This window comes from Pseudomonas sp. NFPP25 (assembly GCF_900116505.1).
Taxonomy (GTDB): domain Bacteria; phylum Pseudomonadota; class Gammaproteobacteria; order Pseudomonadales; family Pseudomonadaceae; genus Aquipseudomonas; species Aquipseudomonas protegens.
Map to the genome: position 1 here is coordinate 84,583 of NZ_FPBG01000002.1, position 16,865 is coordinate 101,447.

The 16,865-nt window shown below is 63.5% G+C and carries 18 protein-coding genes and 1 tRNA gene; 6 read left to right on the forward strand and 13 right to left on the reverse strand.

Annotation, left to right across the window (positions count from 1 at the left end):
• Window positions 1–29: 29 nt before the first annotated feature.
• The 5 genes from BM382_RS07305 to BM382_RS07325 form a co-directional block, all read right to left on the reverse strand.
• Entirely contained in the window at window positions 30–971 is a 942-nt protein-coding gene (locus BM382_RS07305) for a ribose-phosphate pyrophosphokinase (protein WP_003171603.1), read from the reverse strand.
• Window positions 972–1,018: 47 nt separating this feature from the next.
• Window positions 1,019–1,093: transfer RNA gene (locus BM382_RS07310), tRNA-Gln, on the reverse strand.
• Between the two features lie 36 nt (window positions 1,094–1,129).
• Window positions 1,130–1,981 (reverse strand): 4-(cytidine 5'-diphospho)-2-C-methyl-D-erythritol kinase, encoded by an 852-nt coding sequence (gene ispE / locus BM382_RS07315; protein ID WP_072442501.1) that lies wholly within the window; start codon window positions 1,979–1,981, stop codon window positions 1,130–1,132.
• Window position 1,982: 1 nt separating this feature from the next.
• Window positions 1,983–2,600 carry a lipoprotein insertase outer membrane protein LolB gene (lolB, locus tag BM382_RS07320; protein ID WP_019095037.1) on the reverse strand — a complete coding sequence of 206 codons (618 nt, stop codon included), beginning with the start codon at window positions 2,598–2,600 and terminating at the stop codon, window positions 1,983–1,985.
• 4 nt (window positions 2,601–2,604) lie between these two features.
• Window positions 2,605–4,329: a tetratricopeptide repeat protein gene (locus tag BM382_RS07325; protein WP_011063408.1), complete on the reverse strand. Its 1,725-nt coding sequence runs from the start codon at window positions 4,327–4,329 to the stop codon at window positions 2,605–2,607.
• 347 nt (window positions 4,330–4,676) lie between these two features.
• Between BM382_RS07325 and hemA the strand changes: the two genes are divergently transcribed.
• From hemA to BM382_RS07355, 6 genes are all read left to right on the forward strand, one after another.
• Window positions 4,677–5,951, forward strand: a complete 1,275-nt coding sequence (gene hemA / locus BM382_RS07330) for a glutamyl-tRNA reductase (protein WP_011063407.1) — start codon at window positions 4,677–4,679, stop codon at window positions 5,949–5,951.
• The gene (gene prfA, locus BM382_RS07335; protein WP_011063406.1) at window positions 5,951–7,033 is read left to right on the forward strand and encodes a peptide chain release factor 1; all 1,083 of its coding nucleotides are present in this window, start codon (window positions 5,951–5,953) and stop codon (window positions 7,031–7,033) included. The genes hemA and prfA overlap by 1 nt, the downstream gene beginning before the upstream one ends.
• Entirely contained in the window at window positions 7,034–7,864 is an 831-nt protein-coding gene (prmC, locus tag BM382_RS07340) for a peptide chain release factor N(5)-glutamine methyltransferase (protein ID WP_015636975.1), read from the forward strand. It begins immediately after the preceding gene.
• Complete coding sequence (locus BM382_RS07345) at window positions 7,858–8,613, forward strand: molybdopterin-synthase adenylyltransferase MoeB (RefSeq protein WP_072442936.1); 756 nt, start codon at window positions 7,858–7,860, stop codon at window positions 8,611–8,613. The genes prmC and BM382_RS07345 overlap by 7 nt, the downstream gene beginning before the upstream one ends.
• Window positions 8,606–9,397: a glutamate racemase gene (gene murI, locus BM382_RS07350; protein ID WP_072442502.1), complete on the forward strand. Its 792-nt coding sequence runs from the start codon at window positions 8,606–8,608 to the stop codon at window positions 9,395–9,397. The genes BM382_RS07345 and murI overlap by 8 nt, the downstream gene beginning before the upstream one ends.
• A 116-nt stretch (window positions 9,398–9,513) precedes the next feature.
• Window positions 9,514–10,032: an acyloxyacyl hydrolase gene (locus tag BM382_RS07355; RefSeq protein ID WP_015636972.1), complete on the forward strand. Its 519-nt coding sequence runs from the start codon at window positions 9,514–9,516 to the stop codon at window positions 10,030–10,032.
• Between the two features lie 8 nt (window positions 10,033–10,040).
• Here BM382_RS07355 and BM382_RS07360 read toward each other — a convergent pair whose 3' ends face one another.
• The 8 genes from BM382_RS07360 to phrB are packed head-to-tail and all read right to left on the reverse strand — an operon-like array spanning window position 10,041 to window position 16,856.
• The gene (locus BM382_RS07360) at window positions 10,041–10,349 is read right to left on the reverse strand and encodes a YkgJ family cysteine cluster protein (protein ID WP_011063401.1); all 309 of its coding nucleotides are present in this window, start codon (window positions 10,347–10,349) and stop codon (window positions 10,041–10,043) included.
• A gap of 54 nt (window positions 10,350–10,403) precedes the next feature.
• On the reverse strand, window positions 10,404–10,919 hold the full coding sequence (locus tag BM382_RS07365) for a DUF2878 domain-containing protein (protein ID WP_072442504.1): 516 nt from the start codon (window positions 10,917–10,919) through the stop codon (window positions 10,404–10,406).
• Window positions 10,912–12,183, reverse strand: coding sequence for an SAM-dependent methyltransferase (locus BM382_RS07370; RefSeq protein WP_019095041.1), 1,272 nt, complete (start codon window positions 12,181–12,183; stop codon window positions 10,912–10,914). The genes BM382_RS07365 and BM382_RS07370 overlap by 8 nt, the downstream gene beginning before the upstream one ends.
• A complete protein-coding gene (locus BM382_RS07375) occupies window positions 12,170–12,985 on the reverse strand; it encodes a DUF1365 domain-containing protein (RefSeq protein ID WP_011063398.1) in 816 nt (271 codons plus the stop codon). Before BM382_RS07375 ends, BM382_RS07370 begins: the two co-directional genes overlap by 14 nt.
• A complete protein-coding gene (locus tag BM382_RS07380) occupies window positions 12,982–14,229 on the reverse strand; it encodes an NAD(P)/FAD-dependent oxidoreductase (protein ID WP_011063397.1) in 1,248 nt (415 codons plus the stop codon). The genes BM382_RS07375 and BM382_RS07380 overlap by 4 nt, the downstream gene beginning before the upstream one ends.
• A complete protein-coding gene (locus BM382_RS07385; protein WP_065365196.1) occupies window positions 14,226–14,996 on the reverse strand; it encodes an SDR family NAD(P)-dependent oxidoreductase in 771 nt (256 codons plus the stop codon). The genes BM382_RS07380 and BM382_RS07385 overlap by 4 nt, the downstream gene beginning before the upstream one ends.
• Window positions 14,993–15,418, reverse strand: a complete 426-nt coding sequence (locus BM382_RS07390) for a nuclear transport factor 2 family protein (RefSeq protein WP_011063395.1) — start codon at window positions 15,416–15,418, stop codon at window positions 14,993–14,995. Before BM382_RS07390 ends, BM382_RS07385 begins: the two co-directional genes overlap by 4 nt.
• Entirely contained in the window at window positions 15,411–16,856 is a 1,446-nt protein-coding gene (phrB, locus tag BM382_RS07395; RefSeq protein ID WP_019095045.1) for a deoxyribodipyrimidine photo-lyase, read from the reverse strand. Before phrB ends, BM382_RS07390 begins: the two co-directional genes overlap by 8 nt.
• Between the last annotated feature and the right edge of the window lie 9 nt (window positions 16,857–16,865).

Below are 16,865 nucleotides of genomic sequence, written 5' to 3' on the forward strand. Positions count from 1 at the left end.
TCATCGGGATGTTCTGCCAGGGACGGGCCCTAGCGGAACATCGCGCTGATCGATTCTTCGTTGCTGATACGGCGAACCGCCTCGGCAACTACCGGTGCGATATCCAGTTGACGGATACGCGCACAGGCTTGTGCTGCAGCGGACAGCGGGATGGTGTTGGTCACCACCAGCTCGTCCAGCACGGAATTTTCAATGTTCTCGATGGCCCGACCCGACAGCACAGGGTGTGTGCAGTAGGCAAAGACCTTGGCTGCGCCATGCTCTTTCAGGGCCTTGGCCGCGTGGCACAGGGTGCCGGCGGTATCGACCATGTCATCGACCAGAATGCAGGTGCGTCCTTCGACGTCGCCGATGATATGCATCACTTCGGAGTGATTGGCTTTCTCACGACGCTTGTCGATGATCCCGAGATCAACGCCCAGGGACTTGGCCACGGCACGTGCACGCACGACGCCGCCAATGTCCGGGGACACGATCATCAGGTTTTCGAAACGCTGATCTTCGATGTCATCCACCAGAACCGGGGAGCCGTAGATGTTATCTACCGGAATATCGAAGAAGCCCTGAATCTGGTCAGCATGCAGATCAACCGTGAGAACACGGTCGATGCCGACTACGGTGAGCATGTCAGCGACGACTTTCGCGCTGATAGCCACACGTGCGGAACGCGGACGGCGATCCTGACGGGCATAACCAAAATAAGGAATAACAGCAGTGATACGAGTAGCTGAGGAACGGCGGAAGGCGTCGGCCATCACCACGAGTTCCATCAGGTTATCGTTGGTCGGAGCGCAAGTCGGCTGAATAATGAAGACGTCTTTACCGCGGACATTTTCATTGATCTCGGCAGTAATTTCGCCGTCGGAAAATTTTCCAACAGAGATGTCACCGAGAGGGATATGCAGCTGACGTACGACACGCCGAGCCAGATCGGGGTTAGCGTTCCCCGTAAAGACCATCATCTTGGACACGCGCAGTACCTGAAGGCTGAGGGTATACCTGGATGAGTATAGGAAAATGGCAGGGGCGGCTGGATTCGAACCAACGCATGGCAGGATCAAAACCTGCTGCCTTACCGCTTGGCGACGCCCCTGTATCTGTTGCTTCGAATGCCTGGCACTCGGTTCCTTTAGAGCAGACTTTGCAGCTTGCGATGCAACATCGAAACGTTGCTTCCTTTGGCTACAAACCCTGTAAGGGTCTCTGTAAGAAGGGCCGAGACTTTATCAGCTTCAGCTTTGCTTGGGAAGCCCCCAAACACACAACTTCCAGTTCCAGTCAGTTTTGCTTCGGTAAATTTACCTAGCAAATTCAATGCGTTACGTACTTCTGGATAACGCCTTGCGACTACCGGAAGGCAGTCGTTTCTGCTGTTTCCCTTGGGAACGGGGCGCACTTTAATGGGCGCGGTGTTCCGTGTCAACAAAGGATCTGAAAAAATTTCTGCTGTACTAACAGACACTTGCGGGACCAGTACCAGATACCAGGGTTCTTCGGGATATTCAGGGGTCAGTTTTTCCCCCACACCTTCGGCGAAGGCAGCATGCCCGCGGACGAAAACCGGAACATCGGCGCCCAGGGTCAGCCCCAGTGCAGCCAGTCGGTCTTCGTCCCAGCCCAGTTGCCACAAGTGATTGAGGCCCAGCAGGGTGGTGGCGGCATTCGAACTGCCGCCGCCGATGCCGCCGCCCATGGGCAGGATCTTGTCGATCCAGATGTCGATGCCCTGGGTGCAGCCCGATTGTTCCTGGAGTTTCTTCGCTGCCTTGACGATCAGGTTGCTGTCGTGGGGCACGCCTTCGAACGCGGTGTGCAGGCGAATCACGCCGTCATCGCGCAGGGCGAAAGTGATTTCATCGCCGTAGTCGAGAAACTGGAACAGGGTCTGCAGCTCGTGATAGCCATCTTCACGGCGACCGAGGATGTGCAGCATCAGATTGAGTTTGGCCGGGGAGGGCAGGGTCAGTTTTTCCACGGACATTTCATTGCCCCAGCTTGCGCGGCAGCCATTCCTTGATCACCAGGGTGACGTCAAGGTCGCTGCCGTGCAGTTTGATCCGCTCGGGCAGCCAATAGCCGTTCTGCTGCGAGTAGCTGCTGTATTCCACCTGCCAGCCATCTTGCTCCAGGCTCGCCAGATGGCTGTCGCCGTCCAGGGTCAGGCGGCTTTTGCTGTCGGGCGCGGGCAGGCCGCGAACCCACCAGGCCAGGTGCGAGACCGGCAGCTTCCAGCCCAGCTGTTCTTCCAGCAGGGTTTCCGGGCTTGCGGATTCATAGCGACCCTGGTTGGCCACTTCCAGGCTGACCTGGCCGGGACGACCGGTGAGTCGTGCGGCGCCACGGCCCAGCGGGCCTGACAGGCGGATGTCGTAGTAGTCCTGGCGTTGCAGCCAGAACAGCGTGCCGCTGCCGGAATCCTTGGGGGCACGAATGCCGATCTTGCCGTTGATCTGCCAGCCGTCGAGGCCGGTCAGTTGATCCTTGTGCAAGCGCCATTGCGCAGGGTTGCCCTGGCCCTGGACGGACTCGCGGGCACCGAAGCCGGCGCAGCCGGCCAGCAGGGCGATAAAGCTGAAAACGATAAAGTGGCGCAAAAACATGGTCTTAAAGAGTCTCTGATCCGGTCAGGCGTTTGATGGTGCCGCGTAGCACGGGGCTGTCGGGCTGATCCTTGAGGAACTTGCTCCAGATCTGCTTGGCCTCGCGCTGCTTGCCGTTGTTCCACAGCACTTCACCCAGGTGCGCCGCCACTTCCTGATCGGGGAAGCGTTCCAGGGCCTGGCGCAGCAGGCGTTCGGCTTCGTCCAGGTTGCCCAGGCGGAAATTCACCCAGCCCAGGCTGTCGAGGACGGCCGGGTCTTCCGGAGTCAGCTGGTGGGCTTGCTCGATCAGGGTCTTGGCTTCGGCATAGCGTGTGGTGCGGTCAGACAAGGTGTAGCCCAGGGCGTTCAATGCCATGGCATTGTCCGGTTCGCGCTGGATGATCAGGCGCAGATCCTTTTCCATCTGCGCCAGGTCATTGCGTTTTTCCGCCTGCATGGCACGGGTGTACAGCAGGTTCATGTCGTCGGGGTATTGCTGCAGGGCCTGCTGGATGACTTTCCAGGCGCGCTCGCCCTGGTTGTTCGCCGACAGGGTCTCGACTTCGATCAGGTACAGCTGGATGGCGTAGTCGGGTTGGGCGTCGCGGGCCGCCACCAGGCGCTTTTGCGCCTCGTCGGTGCGGCCGTTGTTCATCAGGATATCGGCCTGGCGCAACTGTGCGGGCAGGTAGTCATTGCCCGGGCCGACCTGGCCGTATTCGATCAAGGCCCCTTGCGGGTCGTTGAGTTCTTCGGCGATCCGGCCCAGGTTCAGGTGTGCGGAGTCTTCGTGGCTTTCACGGGCAATCAGGTCTTCCAGGTAGCCCTTGGCTTCTTCCCAGGCCTTGGCCTCCAGGCAGACGAGTGCCAGTGAATAGCGCAGTTCGTCATCTTCCGGATATTGCTGGACCAGACTGGAGAACTGGGTCTTGGCATCCTCCATGCGGTCCTGCTCCACCAGCATGCGGGCGTAGGTCAGGCGCAGGCGCTTGTCGTCCGGGTACTTGCGGATGCTTTTTTCCAGCAGCGGCAGGGCTTCTTTACCCCGGTTCAGGCTTTGCAGCAGGCGGGCGCGCAGCAGCAATGGCGCAACTTCACCGTCTTCCGGTGGGTTCTGTTCCAGCAGGGCCAGGGCTTCCTTGGCGTCGCCGTCCTGTTGCATGAGCAAGGCCTTGCCGAAAATCAACTGGCTGTTGTGCGGGTGTTTCTGCAGCAGGCGGTCGAAGCTTTTCATCAGGCCGTTGCGCGTGTCCTGGTCGGTATCGGCTGCGGACAGGGCAAGAAAGTCGAAGTGGGTATCGCCCTTGCCTTGCAGGACCTTCTCCATATAGACCATCGAGTCGTCATAGCGCCCGGCCCGGGCCAGCTGGATCGCGGCGGCTCGCTGCGCTTCCAGGTCGTCGGGGGCGTTTTTCGCCCAGATCAGCGATGTGTCCAGGGCAGCCTGGTCGGCGCCTAGGTACTCGGCGATGCGAAAGGCCCGCTCGGAGATGCCCGGATCCTGGGTGTTGATGGCCTGGGTCACGTAGTTGTCCAGGGCAATGTCGAAACGATTGCGCTGGCCCGCGAGTTCAGCGCTCAGCAGGCTGAAGACGGTGTCTTCGCTGAACGAGGAATAGACCTTGGGCTTTTCAGGGGCGGAGGTGCTGTCTTCCACCGGCGACGTAGCGTCCGATGAAACGGGTGCCAGAGATTGGCAACCGCTGAGGAAGACAAAGGCGAGGAGCAACGCGGAAGATCTATTCATATAGGAAGAGGGCGACTAACCTGCGGTCGGATCATCATGACACAAGCCTTCGGCCAAACATAACCGAGACTCAACGGGATGCCAGAACAGAGGCAGTCTATTAGTTTCTGCGCGAAAACTGCCTGCGCTTCGACCATGCTGCGCGCTGGGCGGCCTTGGCGCTACGCAGAAACAGGCTCGGAATGCTCATTTAGGCTCCTAAACTCCGCTTCCTCGCCTGTTTTCGCCTTGCCTGATCTTCGCTCGGCGAGTTTTGGCACAAAACTAGGACAATAGTCGGCGGTAGTTGTTCTGAGTCGGGCGAAGTAGGACAATTGCCGGCTTCTCGACATCATCAGCGACCTTGAATGGCCTTCCTTGCACTCGGTATTAACCACAAGACTGCTTCTGTAGACGTCCGCGAGCGCGTGGCCTTTACCCCTGAGCAGTTGGTTGAGGCCTTGCAGCAGCTCTGCCGACTCACCGACAGCCGCGAAGCTGCGATCCTCTCCACCTGCAATCGCAGTGAGCTCTATATAGAACAGGATCATCTTTCTGCGGATGTGGTGCTGCGCTGGCTGGCGGAATATCACCATTTGAGCCTAGACGAGCTGCGCGCCAGTGCCTACGTGCATGAGGACGATGCGGCAGTTCGTCACATGATGCGGGTGGCGTCGGGGCTGGATTCGCTGGTACTGGGCGAGCCGCAGATTCTCGGGCAGATGAAGTCCGCCTACGCCGTGGCCCGCGAGGCCGGCACCGTCGGGCCGCTGCTGGGCCGGCTGTTCCAGGCCACATTCAGCGCCGCCAAGCAGGTGCGCACCGACACCGCCATCGGTGAGAACCCGGTGTCCGTGGCCTTCGCCGCGGTGAGCCTGGCGAAACAGATTTTCAGCGACCTGCAACGCAGTCAGGCCCTGCTGATCGGCGCCGGGGAGACCATCACCCTGGTGGCCCGGCACCTGCACGACCTGGGAGTCAAGCGTATCGTCGTGGCCAACCGTACCCTGGAGCGCGCCAGCCTCCTGGCGGAGCAATTCGGTGCCCATGCCGTGCTGCTTTCGGATATTCCCCAGGAACTGGTGCACAGCGACATCGTCATCAGTTCCACCGCCAGCCAGTTGCCGATCCTCGGCAAGGGCGCAGTGGAAAGTGCCTTGAAGCTGCGCAAGCACAAGCCGATTTTCATGGTGGACATCGCCGTTCCCCGGGATATCGAGCCAGAAGTCGGCGAGTTGGACGACGTTTACCTCTATACCGTCGACGACTTGCACGAAGTGGTGGCAGAAAACCTCAAGAGCCGCCAGGGCGCGGCCCAGGCCGCCGAGGAACTGGTGAACATCGGCGCCGAGGATTTCATGGTGCGCCTGCGGGAACTGGCGGCGGTGGATGTGCTCAAGGCCTATCGTCAGCAGAGCGAACGCCTGCGCGATGAAGAACTGCAGAAAGCCCTGCGCATGCTGGCCAACGGCAGCGGCGCCGAGGACGTGCTGGCCCAGTTGGCCCGCGGCCTGACCAATAAACTGTTGCACGCGCCGAGCGTGCAGTTGAAAAAGCTCTCCGCCGAAGGCCGCCTCGATGCGCTGGCCATGGCCCAAGAACTCTTTGCCCTCGGTGAGGGCTCATCGGATAAAACCCCGTAATGAAAGCGTCACTGCTCAGTAAGCTGGACATTCTCCAGGATCGTTTCGAGGAACTGACCGCCTTGCTCGGCGATGCTGAGGTCATTTCCGATCAGGCCAAGTTCCGCGCCTACTCCAAGGAATACGCGGAAGTCGAGCCGATCGTGGCTACTTATAAACAGGTGCTCAAGGTCCAGGCGGACCTTGAAGGCGCCCAGGCGCTGCTCAAGGACAACGACCCGGACCTGCGGGAAATGGCCGCCGAGGAAGTGCGCGAGGCCAAGGAACAACTGGCCGAACTGGAAAGCAGCCTGCAGCGCATGCTGCTGCCCAAGGACCCCAACGACGGGCGCAACGTATTCCTGGAAATCCGTGCCGGCACCGGCGGCGACGAGGCGGCGATCTTCTCCGGCGACCTGTTCCGCATGTATTCCCGTTACGCCGAGCGGCGCGGCTGGCGGCTGGAGATCCTCTCGGAAAACGAGGGTGAGCACGGCGGCTACAAGGAAGTCATTGCCCGGGTCGAAGGCGAGAGCGTCTACGGCAAGCTGAAGTTCGAATCCGGCGCGCACCGCGTGCAGCGAGTGCCGGCCACCGAATCCCAGGGCCGCATCCACACTTCGGCCTGCACCGTGGCAGTACTGCCCGAGCCGGATGAACAGGAAGCCATCGAGATCAACCCAGCGGACCTGCGCATCGACACCTATCGCTCCTCGGGTGCCGGTGGCCAGCACGTGAACAAGACCGACTCGGCGATCCGCATCACCCACATCCCTTCGGGGATCGTGGTGGAGTGCCAGGAAGAGCGTTCCCAGCACAAGAACCGGGCGCGGGCCATGTCCTGGCTGTCGGCCAAGCTCAACGACCAGCAGACCAGTGCCGCGGCCAATGCCATTGCCAGCGAGCGCAAGTTGCTGGTGGGCTCGGGGGACCGTTCCGAGCGCATCCGCACTTACAACTTCCCCCAGGGCCGGGTCACCGATCACCGCATCAACCTGACCCTGTATTCCCTGGACGAAATCCTCGCCGGGGGCGTGGAAGCCGTCATCGAGCCGTTGCTGGCTGAATATCAGGCCGATCAACTTGCGGCATTGGGTGAGTAAATGACCATCATCGCCAGCCTGCTGCGCGCAGCCCAACTGCCCGACTCGCCGACCCCGCGCCTGGATGCCGAGCTGCTCCTGGCCGCGGCCCTGGGCAAGCCCCGCAGCTTTCTCCACACCTGGCCGGAGCGCATCGTGCCCAGCGAGGCGGCCCTGGTGTTCACCGACTACCTGCAGCGACGCCGCTCCGGCGAGCCGGTGGCCTATATCCTTGGCCAGCAGGGCTTCTGGAAGCTCGACCTGGAGGTGGCGCCCCACACCCTGATCCCGCGCCCCGACACCGAACTACTGGTGGAAGCGGCGCTGGAACTGTTGCCCGCGACCCCAGCCACGGTCCTTGACCTGGGCACCGGCAGTGGTGCCATCGCCCTGGCCCTGGCCAGCGAGCGCCCGGCCTGGCAGGTCACGGCGGTGGACCGGGTACTGGAAGCCGTGGCCCTGGCCGAACGCAACCGCCAGCGCCTGCAACTGGACAACGTCAGCGTGCTCAGCAGCCACTGGTTCAGCTCCATCGAGTCCCGGCGCTTTGATCTGATCATCAGCAACCCGCCCTACATTGCCGAAGCCGACCCCCATCTGGTGGCCGGCGACGTGCGCTTCGAGCCGGAAAGCGCCCTGGTGGCGGGCAAGGATGGCCTGGACGACCTGCGGCTGATCGTCGCCCAGGCTCCGCAGCACCTGGAGGCCGGTGGCTGGCTGATGCTGGAGCACGGTTACGATCAGGCCGCGGCGGTCCGCGAGTTGCTGGCTGCCCAGGGTTTCATCGAAGTCCACAGCCGGGTCGACCTCGGTGGACATGAGCGCATTAGCCTCGGGTGCCGGCCGTGCTGACCGACCAGGAGCTGTTGCGCTATAGCCGACAGATTCTGTTGCAGCATGTCGATATCGACGGCCAGCTGCGCCTCAAGGAAAGCCGCGTGCTGATCGTCGGCCTCGGCGGTCTCGGTGCTCCCGCAGCCTTGTACCTGGCGGCGGCGGGGGTTGGTGAGCTGCACCTGGCCGACTTCGACAGCGTGGACCTGACCAACCTGCAACGGCAGATCATCCACGACAGCCACAGCGTCGGGGTCAGCAAGGTGGACTCGGCCATCAGTCGCCTGTCTGCCCTCAACCCGGAGGTCCGCCTGGTACCCCATCGTCAGGCGCTGGATGTCGATACCCTGGCCGTTGCCGTGGCGGCGGTGGACCTGGTGCTCGATTGCTCCGACAACTTCAGTACCCGCGAGGCGGTGAACGCCGCTTGCGTGGCGGCCGGCAAGCCCCTGGTCAGCGGTGCGGCGATCCGCCTGGAAGGGCAATTGTCGGTCTTCGACCCGCGGCGCCCGGAAAGCCCTTGCTACCACTGTCTATACGGGCATGGCAGCGAAGCCGAACTGACCTGCAGCGAAGCCGGGGTGCTCGGCCCGCTGGTGGGCACCGTGGGCAGCCTGCAGGCCCTGGAAGCCCTGAAACTGCTGGCCGGGTTTGGCGAGCCGCTGGTGGGCCGGTTGTTGTTGATCGATGCCCTGGGCACGCGCTTTCGCGAGTTGCGGGTCAAGCGCGATCCGGGGTGCAGCGTCTGTGGTACCCATCGTGAGTGAAGCGCCGATCGGGGTGTTCGACTCCGGCGTCGGCGGCCTCTCGGTGCTGACGGAAATACAACAGTTGCTGCCCCACGAGTCGCTGCTGTATTTCGGCGACTGCGGGCATATTCCCTATGGCGAAAAGACCCCGGAGTTCATTCGCCAGCGTTGCAGCCTGATGGCCCGGTTCTTTCGTGAACAGGGCGCCAAGGCTCTGGTGCTGGCCTGCAACACTGCTACCGTGGCCGGGGTGGCCGACCTGCGCCGCGATTATCCGGACTGGCCCATCGTTGGCATGGAGCCTGCGGTCAAGCCGGCGGCGGCCGCGACCCGCAGCGGCGTGGTCGGGGTGCTGGCCACCACCGGCACCTTGCAGAGTGCCAAGTTTGCCGCCTTGCTCGACCGTTTCGCCACTGATGTGAAGGTCGTCACGCAGCCCTGCCCGGGGCTGGTGGAGATGATCGAGAATGGCGACTTGCACAGTGCCGCTCTGCGCCAACTGTTGCACGGCTACCTCGAGCCTCTGCTGGCTGCCGGCTGCGACACCATTATCCTGGGCTGCACCCATTATCCGTTTCTCAAGCCGCTGCTGGCGCAGATGCTGCCCGGGCCCATCAGCCTGATCGATACCGGCGCCGCGGTTGCCCGGCAATTGCAGCGGCTGCTCGACGAAGGCGATCTGCGCGCCCAGGGGCCAGCCCGGGAAACCTGTTTCTGGACCAGTGGCGATGTCCCGCACTTTGCCCGGGTGCTGCCTCTGTTGTGGAAAGAGTCTGCTGAAGTCCTGCCTTTGCAGTTGTGAAAAAATCGTGAAAAATCCCTTCGCTGGCGCTGAACTTCTGAATGCGCGCTGGCTTCTATAGCCTATCCACAGGGTTGTACAACACCATATAAAACCGTTCGAAAAGGATGTTCCTGATGAAGCGACTGTTGTGTTTGGCTGCACTTGCGGCCGGGTTGTTGGGGCACAGTTTTTCCGCGCAGGCGGCCGGAGTCGAGTTCTCCGTGGGGCAAACTGGCGATTCGACCCAGGCCTATCGGCTGGGTATGCAATGGGATTGGGACAAGAGCTGGCTGCAAAGTGACGTCGGCCGTCTCACAGGTTACTGGAGCGGCGCCTACACCTATTGGGATGGCGACAAGACCTCCAGCAACCACAGCCTGTCGTTCTCCCCGGTGCTGGTCTACGAATTCGCCGGGGCCAGCGTCAAGCCCTACATCGAGGCCGGCATCGGGGTAGCGGCCTTTGCCCATACCCAGGTCGAGGACAACAAGCTGGGGTCATCCTTCCAGTTCGAAGACCGCATCGGTTTCGGCCTGCGCTTCGCCGGTGGCCATGAAGTCGGTATCCGCGCCACGCACTACTCCAACGCCGGCATCAAGACCCCCAACGACGGTATCGAAAGCTACGCTCTGCATTACACGATGCCGCTCTGAGGCCGCTATCAGCGATACGCCGTGGCAATTCCCCGGCGTTCGCTCAAGCAATCGGCCTCGCCCAGCTCGAACTCGCGACAGATCAGCGGCCGCAGCTCATAGATGCTGCAACGCATGCTGTCGCGGTCCAGCGCCGCGCACCAGCCGTCATCCAGGCGGCGCATGACTTCCCCTCCCCAATCGTCGGTATCGATAAAACGCTCGGGCACCCCGGTGTCGGTGATCAGCATGACCTCCAGCTGGCAGCAACAGGCGGCGCAGGTGGAGCAACTGACGGCGGGTTCGGCGGCGATGGAGGTAACGGGGATGGTGGTCATAGGCGCGCAGTGTAAGGCAGTGAGCCCGGGCTGTGTTAAAGCCCGGACGGATGCTCAGTCTCCGGTGACCAGTGGCGGCTCTTGCGGGGCCGGCCGCGCGAGCACGTGCAGCAGCGGCAATAGCAGCGCCCAGAGCAGCCCCAGGCCGAGCAGGGTGGGGCCGGTGCCGTAGGGAAAGGTCACTCCCGCCAGGCGCCCCCCGGCGTAGTAGGAAAGCGGCCCGCCCAATGCCCCCAGCACACACCCCAGCCACCAGGGCCGGGCGCTCCAGGCCAGGCCATGGCGCAGTGTGGTGGCCAGCAGGGCCCAGAGCAGCATCAGCCACAAGGGCACCAGCAGGCTGACTTGCTGGAACTGAAACACCCCGAGCCAACTGAGGAAGCTGTCCAGGGCGATGCCGATCAGGGCAATGCCGACGATCATCGGGCCTTCGTCGGCCCAGCGGCCGATCCAGTGCAGATGCGCCAGCAGGATCGCCACCCCCAGCAGCAGCCAGAGGCTGTCGCCGCTGAGCACGCAGATGAACCAGCCCAGCTGGAACAGCAGGGCATTGACCAGTTGCCTAGGCATCGAGGCGCCCGAGCAGCGGTTGTGGCGCGGCCGCAGGTTTGGCCAGCAGCAGTTGGGCGGTGCCGATGCTGCGTTCCAGGAAGCCGCCTTCGCAATAGCACAGGTAGAACTCCCAGAGCCGCAGGAAGTATTCGTCGTAGCCCAGTTCGCCGAGGCGGCCATGGGCGCGGCGGAAGTTCTCGTGCCACAGGCGCAGGGTGCGGGCGTAATGCAGGCCGAAGTCCTCCATGTGTAGCAGGTTCATGTCGGTGTCGCGGCTGACCACTTCGAGCATCTTCTGTACGCAGGGCAGGGCGCCACCGGGAAAGATGTAGCGCTGGATGAAATCCACGCCATTTTTCGCCTGCTCATAGCGCTGGTCGCGAATGGTGATGGCCTGTAGCAGCATCAGGCCGTTGCTCTTGAGCAGGTGCGCGCATTGCTTGAAGTAGGTGGGCAGGAAGCGGTGGCCCACGGCTTCGATCATCTCGATCGACACCAGCTTGTCGTACTGGCCCCGCAGGTCGCGGTAATCCTCCAGCAGCAGGGTTACCCGGTCCTGCAGGCCGGCGGCCTCTATCCGCTGCCGGGTATAGGCGAACTGCTCCCTGGACAGGGTCGTGGTGGTCACCCGGCAGCCGTAGTGTTGCGCGGCATACAGGGCCATGCTGCCCCAGCCGGTGCCGATCTCCAGCAGGTGGTCCTCGGGCTTGAGCGCCAGCTTCTGGCAGATGCGTTGCAGCTTGTTCAGCTGGGCCTGCTCCAGGCTGTCTTCGGCGCTGCGAAACTGCGCGGCGGAGTACATCATGGTGGGGTCGAGGAACTGCTCGAACAGCTCGTTGCCCAGGTCGTAGTGGGCCGCGATGTTTTTCTGCGAGCCCTTGCGGGTATTGCGGTTGAGCCAGTGCAGGCCGCGGATCAGCGGCCGGCCCAGTTTCGCCAGGCCGCCTTCCATGGCGTCCAGCACGTCCAGGTTGCTGACGAACACGCGGATCACCGCGGTCAGGTCCGGGGTGCTCCAGTAGCCGTGGATGAATGCCTCGCCGGCGCCGATCGAACCGCTGCTGGCCACCAGGCCCCAGGCGCTGGAGTCGTGGATGTGGATTTCCCCCAGCAGGGCGGCACCACTGCTGCCGAACACCAGGCGTTCGCCCTCTTCGCAGACCACCAGTTGGCCGTGCCTGAGCTGCGCCAGTTGTCGCAGCACGCCACGGCGCAGCAGGCTGGCGGTGAGGCTGTGGGTGCTGAGCAAGGGGGTTCTGGCCGAGATGCTAGAGGATTTCATGGCGGCGATCCTTGGGTTGTACGACGGCTGTGCGATAGGCGCCAACGGCGGCCCGATGGGGAAAAAAGCGCATGCCCTTGGCGGCCAGGCGCAGGGCCTGCCAGTAGATCGCCAGGCAGGTCTTGGCGGTCATCCATGGAAAATGTCGCAGGTACTGGTGCAGGCTGCGTCGATCCAGAGGCTGGCGTTGCAGGTTGAGGGTGGCGTCGAACACCTTGAGCTCGCCCTGCCAGTCGGCCATGTGCACGCCCAGCCGCTCGGCCGGCGGGCTGAAGCTCATGCGGTACTCCAGATCCCGGGGCAGGAATGGCGATACGTGGAAGGCCTTGGCCACGGCGAAGTGCTGGTGCTCGGGCGTTGTGGCAGTGCCCGGGCGGGCCGGTAGCACATAGTGATAGCGCTCGCGCCAGGGGGTGTTGGTGACTTCGCAGAGAATCGCCGCCAATTGCCCGTTGGCCTCGAAGCAATAGAAGAAGCTCACCGGATTGAACGCCAGCCCCCAGCTGCGCACCTGGGTCAGCAGGCGTATTGCGCCGCTGGGAGCGTGGCCGATGGCCGCGGCCACCTGCTGGCGTACCGCGTCGATCAGGCGCATGCCCTGGCCGGTGAAGGTCGGCAGGTAGTCGCTTTCACGGAAGGCGAAGGGTGCGAAACGGCTGCGGCCTGCCAGGGGCGAGAGCCCCAGCACCGCTTCCTGCTCGTCCAGGTCCAGGTACAGCAGGCCGATCCGGTAGCGGAAGGCATGGTCCTTGGGGGCGAAGCGCCGGTGGCTGATCCAGCCGTTGTACAGGGCGCTGTTCACAGTTGCTCTCCAAAGGCCTGGGCCACGCGCAAGGCGCTGACCACGCCGTCTTCATGGAAGCCGTTGGCCCAGTAGGCTCCGCAATAGAAGCTGTGGTGCGCGCCCTGCAGTTCGCCCCAGCGCGCTTGTGCGGCCAGCGCGCCGAGACTGTATTGCGGGTGGGCGTAGGTGTAGCGGGCAAGAATCTTCGAAGGGTCGATGGCGGCGCTCTGGTTGAGGCTGACGCAGAAGGTACTGCTGCTTTGCAGGCCCTGGAGAATGTTCATGTCGTAGGTCACGGCTGCGGCCTTTTCGGCGCTGGCGTCGAGGCGGTAGTTCCAGCTGGCCCAGGCCAGGCGCCGGCGTGGCAGCAGGCGGGTATCGGTGTGCAGCACCACGTCGTTGTCGGCGTAGGGCAGGGCCTGGAGGATTTCCTGTTCAGCGAGGCTCGGGCTGGATAGCAGTTGCAGGGCCTGGTCGCTGTGGCAGGCGAACACCACCTTGTCGAAGCGCTCGCTGCCGGCGTCGCTGTGGATAAGTACGCCCTGCTCATCGCGTTCGACCCGCCGCACCGGGCAGTCGAGACGGATGTGCTGGCGAAAGCTTGCGGTCAGCGGCTCGATGTAACGGCTGGAGCCGCCTTCGATCACGCACCATTGCGGGCGGTTGCTCACCGAGAGCAAGCCGTGGTTCTTGAAGAAACGCACGAAGAACTGCAAAGGGAAACCGAGCATCTGCCCCGGCGACATCGACCAGATCGCTGCGCCCATGGGCACGATGTAGTGGCGGATAAAACGCTCGCCGTAGCCCTGGCTTTGCAGGTACTGGCCCAGGGTGGTGTCGGCGGCGATGCGTTGTTGCAGCAGGTCCTGCTGGGAGGCCCGGTTGAAGCGCAGGATGTCCCGCAGCATGCCCCAGAACCCCGGTGACAGCAGGTTGCGCCGCTGGGCGAAGAGGCTGTTGAGGTTGTTGCCGTTGTACTCCAGCCCGGAGGCTGGGTCGCACACCGAAAAGCTCATCTCGGTGGCTTTGTAGCGCACCCCGAGCTGCTTCAGCAGGCGAATGAAGTTGGGGTAGGTCCAGTCGTTGAAGACGATGAAGCCGGTGTCCACGGCCTGGGTCTCGCCATTGAGGCTGACGTTCACGGTGTGGGTATGGCCGCCGATCCAGCTGCCGGCCTCGTAGACCCGGATGTCATGCCGGCGGTTGAGCACATAGGCGCAGGTCAGGCCAGCGATGCCGCTGCCGATGATGGCGATTTTCACGATGTTTCCCCGCTACGGGCCAGGCGCCTGGCAATGCCCAGTTGCAGGCGGCCGGGCAGCCAGGCCAAGAGCTTGAGGCCGAAGATGAACAGACCTGGGAAGGCGATCTCCAGGGGGCGCCTGCCCAGATGCCGGTGGATATGCCGGGCGGCCTGTTCGGCGGTCCAGCGCATGGGCATCGGGAAATCGTTGCGTGCGGTCAGTGGCGTGTCGACAAAACCCGGGCTGACCAGGGTCACGTCGATGCCTTCGGCAGCAAGATCGATACGCAGGGACTGCAGCAGATAGCGCAGCGCCGCCTTGGAGGCGCCATAGGCACCGGCCCGGGGCAGTGGCAAACAGGTCACCGAACTGGCCACGCCCACCAGGTACGGGCGATTGCCTGCGCGCAACAGCGGCAGTGCGGCCTCGATGCAGTAGCTGGCGGCCAGCAGGTTGGTGTTCAGCACCCGTTCGATCAGCGCTGCGTCGAACTGCTGTACCTCGATGTATTCGCAGGTCCCGGCATTCAGGATCACCGTGTCCAGGGCGCCCCAGGCCTGGGCGATGCGCTTGCCGATCTCGCGTACCTGCAAGGCATCGGTGAGGTCGCCGGGCACCACCAGCACTCGGCCCGGATAGCGCTTGGCCAGGGCCTCCAGGGGCTCGCGGGAACGGGCGCTGAGCGCCAGCTGGGCCCCGGCCTTGAGCAGTTCTTCGGCCAGGGCTGCGCCGATGCCGCTGCTGGCACCGGTGAGCCAGACCCTTCGTGGCATGGCAGGCTTCATCCGAGCCTCCGTTTCAGCCAGGCGATCATCGCCCCGAGTAGCGGCAAGTGTTCATAGAGCAGGGCACCGGCGTCGAAATAGTCGCGGTGGCGGTAGACCCTGGCGTCGCGCCATTGCAGGTACGAGCAGCCCGCCACCTGGATCAGGCCGCCGCCGTTGAGGCGCGGGTGGCGGTAGCTCATGGTCCAGCGCAGGTAGCCCTGGCCCTCGGCGCACAGGTCGCTGCCGTGGAATTCAAAGCGCAGCTCACGGACGTTGGCGTAGAGCTCGGCGAAGTAGCCGCGCAACTGGGCCAGCCCCTGGACCTCGTGCAGAGGATCGGTGAACTGGATGTCATCGCTGTAGAGCTGCTCCAGTCGGTCGAGATTGTGCCGGTCGAGGGCGGCGAACTCCCGGGCGAAGTTGTCGAGAAAGTCACTCATGGCTCACCCCTGCATCCATTCGCGCGGGCAGTGCCTTGAACGCCGCCAGGGCCCGCTCCCGGGAGCGTGAAAGATCGACGATCGGCGCCGGGTAGCCAGGCACGCCGAACAGGCCGCCCATGGCCGCCGGGTTGTGGATATCTTTTTTGTTCAGCCCCGCCAGTTGCGGCAGCCAGTGCTTGATGAAGCGCCCCTCACTGTCGAACTTCTGCGACTGGCTGATGGGGTTGAAGATGCGGAAGTAGGGCGCCGAATCGGTGCCGGTGGACGAGCTCCACTGCCAGCCGCCGTTGTTGGCCGCCAGGTCGCCGTCGATCAGGTGGCGCATGAAGAAACGCTCGCCCTCGCGCCAGTCGATCAGCAGGTTCTTGGTCAGGAACATCGCCACCACCATGCGCAGGCGGTTATGCATCCAGCCGGTCTCCAGCAGCTGGCGCATGGCGGCATCGATGATCGGCAGGCCGGTGCGGGCCTCCTGCCAGGCCGCCAGTTCCTCGGGGGCATGGCGCCATTTCACCGCCTCGGTTTCCGGGCGAAAGGCCCGGTGCCGGGACACCCGTGGGTAGCCCACCAGGATGTGTTTGTAGAACTCGCGCCAGAGCAGCTCGTTGATCCAGGTGACGGCCCCGGGGCTGCCGCTTTCAAACTCGCCCTGGTTGCCGCGCAAGGCGGCGTGCAGGCACTGGCGGGGCGAGATCACGCCGGCGGCGAGGTAGGGCGAAAGCTGGCTGGTGCCGGGTTTGGCCGGGAAGTCGCGTTCGCTCTGGTAGTAGTGGATCTGTTCATCGCTGAACTGCTCCAGGCGCCTTTGTGCCTCGTCCTCGCCGGCGGGCCACAGCTCGCGCAGGGCTTGGGTGGGGCTGGGAAAGCCTTCGACCCGCTGCGGGAGCGGATCGGCGTTGATCGACAGCGGCAACTGAGCCCCGGGTGCCTTCACCAGGGCCGGCAGTGCGGTATGCAGGCGGCTGTAGCAGACCTTGCGAAACTGGCTGAAGACCTGGAAGTAGCCGCCGCTCTTGGTCAGTACGCTGCCGGGCTGGAACAGCAATTGGTCGAGATGACCCTGGACGCTGATTCCGGCGTGTTGCAGGGCCCGGGTCACGGCCGCATCGCGGCGGCTTTCGTGGATGCCGTATTCCTGGTTGAAGTGCAGCATCTGCACCTGCAATTGCCGGCACAGCTCCAGCAGGACCTGAGGCGCCTGCTCCCAGGTGGCGGCGCTGCGGATCAGCAGCGGGATATTCAGGCGGCCCAGGGCGGTGCTCAGCGACTGCAGGTTACGCAGCCAGAAATCGATCTTGCACGGTGCATCGTCATGGGCCAGCCACTGCTCCGGGCTCAGCAGATACACCGCTACGGCCGCGCCCCGCTGGGCAGCGGCGCTCAGGGCGGTGTTGTCATGTAGGCGCAGATCGCTGCGCAGCCAGATCAATTGCATGTCGGTTCC